At 70.9% G+C, this 3,742-nt stretch carries 4 protein-coding genes and 1 pseudogene; all 5 read right to left on the bottom strand.

The genetic code is table 11. The features are described 5' to 3' along the window. A partial coding sequence (locus ACWCO3_RS32740; protein WP_450013789.1) for a thiamine pyrophosphate-dependent enzyme occupies positions 1–458 on the bottom strand: 458 nt, incomplete at its 3' end. After that, a complete protein-coding gene (locus ACWCO3_RS32735; protein WP_145781539.1) occupies positions 455–1,246 on the bottom strand; it encodes a DUF3050 domain-containing protein in 792 nt (263 codons plus the stop codon). The genes ACWCO3_RS32740 and ACWCO3_RS32735, both read right to left, overlap by 4 nt. Before the next feature lies 1 nt (position 1,247). After that, entirely contained in the window at positions 1,248–2,159 is a 912-nt protein-coding gene (locus tag ACWCO3_RS32730; RefSeq protein WP_145781537.1) for a phytanoyl-CoA dioxygenase family protein, read from the bottom strand. Next, positions 2,156–3,247 (bottom strand): 4-hydroxyphenylpyruvate dioxygenase, encoded by a 1,092-nt coding sequence (hppD, locus tag ACWCO3_RS32725; protein WP_145781534.1) that lies wholly within the window; start codon positions 3,245–3,247, stop codon positions 2,156–2,158. The genes ACWCO3_RS32730 and hppD overlap by 4 nt, the downstream gene beginning before the upstream one ends. 74 nt (positions 3,248–3,321) lie before the next feature. Next, positions 3,322–3,684, bottom strand: a pseudogene (locus ACWCO3_RS32720) (beta-ketoacyl synthase); the annotation flags it as partial. Positions 3,685–3,742: the final 58 nt, after the last annotated feature.

Below are 3,742 nucleotides of genomic sequence, written 5' to 3'. Positions count from 1 at the left end.
AGCTGTCGGCCTACTGCTCGGGCGGCAGGACGCTGCGTACCGCGACACAGGGGTCCGTCGCGGCCCCGACGGCGGTGGGCCCACACCGCGCCCGTGACGATCGCCCCGGAGGCCCCCACTATCGCGTTGGCGCCGAGCACACCGAGGCTCAGGTCGGCGGCGTGCATCGACCCGCCCCGGCCGGCGTTGAGGCCGGTGACCCGGCCGCACAGCTCGGCGAACATCCGGGCCGGGTCCGCGCCCCGGGCCAGCACGTGCCCGTGGCCGCGGTGGGTCCCGGCGAGCACGTCGTCGGCGCCCAGGGCGGCGCAGACGCCGGCGGCAATCCCCTCCTGACCGAGGTACGGGTGGATGCCGCCGACGATCTGCCCGCCGTGGACCAGCTCCACCGCCCGTTCCTCGAACCGGCGGATCAGCCGGACCGTGCGGTAGAGCCGGACCGGGTCGGCGTCGGTCACGCCGGGCCCTTGATGGCGGCGAGGATGTCGTCCCAGAGGCGGGCCCGGGCGGCGAGCGCCGTGTTGACAGTGTCGGCGCACTCCTGCCACTTGGTGTCGTCGTCGCCGCACAGGTCGGCGAGCATCTGCATGGCCATCGGGGTGTGCTGCTCGCCGTCGACCTCGATGTGCCGTTCCAGGTAGTCGACGAACGTGTGCAGCCGGTTGCTGACCTCGTTGACCGAGACGACCTGGGTGAACATGTCCGGGATCAGGTCCTCCCGGCCGAACGCGAACGCCGCCGCCTGGCAGTGCACCGGGGTCGACTCGATGATCTGCCAGGTGGTCGCGGCGAACGCGGCGGACGGCGCCGGAACCCCGGCCTCGGCGAGCGCGTCGCGCACCGGCTGGCCGGCGCGCAGAAGGTCGATCAGGGCGTTGACGGCGGTGGTGTCCGCCCCGGCCTCGGCCATGCCCCGCACGTACAGCTCGAAGTGGCTGATGAAACCGCCGCCCAGCTCGTCGCTCTCCTCCACCATCACGATGTCGTTGATGAGGCGGCGGCTCCCCGTCGGGCCGGTCGGGATCCACGGCACGGTGACGCAGGTCAGCTGCCGTTGCAGCGACTTCAGCAGGGACATGAAGTCCCAGACCGCGAAGACGTGGTGCTCCATGAAGGTCACCAGCGCCTCGTGGGTGTCCAGGTTGGCGTAGAGGGGGTGCTTGACCACGGCGTCGCGCCGGTCGGTCACCGCCCGCTCCAACCGTTCGATGCCCGGGTGCGTCTTACCCCAGTCGTACCGTGACATGTCAGCCTCCCTGTGGGGCGCGGTGGCGCCAGATGACCGGGCAGTAATCGGGGTCGGCGTAGTCCGGTCGCCCCTCGTGGGTGCGACGGACCAGCACGTCGTGGTTGTACGCGGCGAGCGTGCCGTCGGAGAGCTGATACTCCCGCCAGGCGTTGTCGCCGTCCTGCAGGTGCAGCGAGATCGCCTGCCGGGGGCGGCCGCTGACGTTGGGGCCGCTGCCGTGGTAGGTGCGGCAGTGGTGGAAGCTCACGTGCCCCTTGGGGATCACCATGGGGATCTTGCGGATCTCCGCGCCGTTGTACGCGGCGTTCTCCGCCAGCATCTCCTCCAGCTGGCTGCGGTCCCGGTCGGCGAAGTGCCGCACCACTGTGTCGTCCGCGCCGATCTCCTTCCACCGGTGCGAGCCGTCGACCATGGTGATGGTGCCCATCTCCTCCCCGCAGTCGTGGAACGGGATGAACGCGGTGAGCATCTTCTCCGACGACGAGGACGCCCAGTAGTGCTTGTCGAAGTGCCAGGGCACGATGTTGCTCGGCTCACCGTCGATCGGCGGCTTGTAGATCAACGTGGACTGGAAGACGCGGATCTCGTCGGCCTCGGCGAGCCGGGCGGCGACCGCGCCGATCAGCGGCTTGCGCAGGATCGCGCCGAGCCCGTCGTGTTCGTGGTGGACGTAGTCGTTGTGCCGCTGCACCGGCCCCTTCGACGGGTCCCAGTAGGCCAACTTCGGTGGTCGTACCGGCAGCCGCCGGTCCCGCTCACCGTCGTAGTAGCGCTGCGTGGCGGCGGCGAGGGCGTCCACCTCGTCGTCGGTGAACAGCTTCTTCGACAGGTACCAGCCGTGCTCGGCGTAGTGGCGCACGTCCTCGTCGGAGGGCAGCAGCGCCCGCTCCTCGTCAGTGAGCGTGGTCATGCGCCCACCCCCTGCGGGGTGGCCGCCACAGTGGCGAGTTCCCGTTCCTTGGCCTCGTACAGCGCCTTGATGTTGCCGCTGCCGAAGCCCCGCGCGCCGCGCCGCTCGATCAGCTCCAGGAACAGCGTGCGACGCACGTGCATCGACTCGGCGAAGATCTGCAACAGTTGGCCGTCGTGGTCGGAGTCGACGAGGACGCCCAGCTCACGCAGCCGGTCCAGCGGCGCGTCCACCCGACCGACCCGGGCCTCCAGCGAGTCGTAGTAGCTGCCCGGGGTGCCGGCGAAGCGCACACCGCGCCGGCCGAGCGCCTCGACGGCGGTGAGGATGTCGTCGGTGCGCAGGCCCAGGTGCTGCACTCCCCCACCGGCGTGCTGGTCGAGGAACGCGTCGATCTGCCCCGGCCGCCGGGCGCGGTCCGGTTCCAGCAGCACCACAGTCACCCGACCGGATCCGCTCTGCACCACCTTCGAGTTCATCCCCTGCCCGTCGACCTCGATGTGCTCCTCGAAGATCTGCGCGAAGTCGAACAGCTTCTCGAAGTGCCGGACCGTGTCGTCGAGTTGACCGGGTGGCACGCAGACCGCCAGGTGGTCGATCTCGGCGAGCACCGGCGGATGCTCCTGCGTCGACGACGGCGTCGGTGTGATGGCCCCGGGCAGGAAGTCCGCCCGGTCACCACGGCGCTGCACCAACCGGTGCCGCACGTCGGCGAAGCCGTCCACCTCGGCGAACACCACCTCGGCGTCCGCGCCGGTGCGGGTGGTCGGTGGCGTCACCGCGGTCGCGCCGCGAGCCAGCAGGTCGGCGTACGCGGACGCCACGTCGTCGACCTCGACGGCGACGACAGCGATGCCGTCACCGTGGCGCTGCACGTACCGCGCCGCCGGATGCTCGGCGCTCAGCCCGGAGGTGAGCAGCAACCGGATGTCGCCGTGGCAGAGCAGCAGTGAGCGCTGCCCCTCCAGCCCGGTCTCCGGGCCACCCTGGCCACAGATGTCGAAGCCGACGGCGGTGCTGAAGTAGAAGGCCGCCTGCCGGGCGTCCCCCACGTAGAGTTCGATGTGGTCGATACCACGGATGTCCATGTTCCCTGAAACCCCTCCCACACAATTCCCCCCGTACTGCCGTCCGGGCGTGGCCGCCCGGGATGCCGCGTCGATCACCTCCTCGGCTCGGCGACACGCGCGAGCAGCAGGCTCACGTTCTGACCGCCGAACCCGAACGAGTTCGTCACCGCGTACTCCGGGTCGGCCTTGCGGGGTGTGCCACGGATGTGGTCCGCCGGGCAGGCCGGGTCCGGGTCGTCGAGGTGGTACGTCGGCGGCAGCAGCCCCCGACCGAGCGCCAACGCGGTGGCCGCCGTCTCCAGGACACCGGACGCGCCGAGCAGGTGGCCGGTGAGCGCCTTGGTGGAGCTGACCGGCACGCCGTCGACACCGAAGACGTCCGCGAGGGCGGTGGTCTCCGCGATGTCGCCGCGCTTCGTGGCGGTGCCGTGCGCGTTGACGTAACCGACCGCCGCCCTTCGCGGGTTCCGCCCTGCGCCCTGACGCGCGCACCTTCACCGCGACGGTCGCCAA

Source organism: Micromonospora sp. NPDC002411, assembly GCF_053592955.1.
Note: the sequence above shows the minus strand (reverse complement) of the source record. Positions and strands in the feature narration are given on the sequence as shown.

Excerpts from the sequence above, each read along its gene's own strand:
- hppD (WP_145781534.1), bottom strand. The coding sequence starts at position 3,247 with ATGGACATCCGTGGTATCGACCACATCGAACTCTACGTGGGGGACGCC.
- ACWCO3_RS32735 (WP_145781539.1), bottom strand. The coding sequence starts at position 1,246 with ATGTCACGGTACGACTGGGGTAAGACGCACCCGGGCATCGAACGGTTG.
- ACWCO3_RS32730 (WP_145781537.1), bottom strand. The coding sequence starts at position 2,159 with ATGACCACGCTCACTGACGAGGAGCGGGCGCTGCTGCCCTCCGACGAG.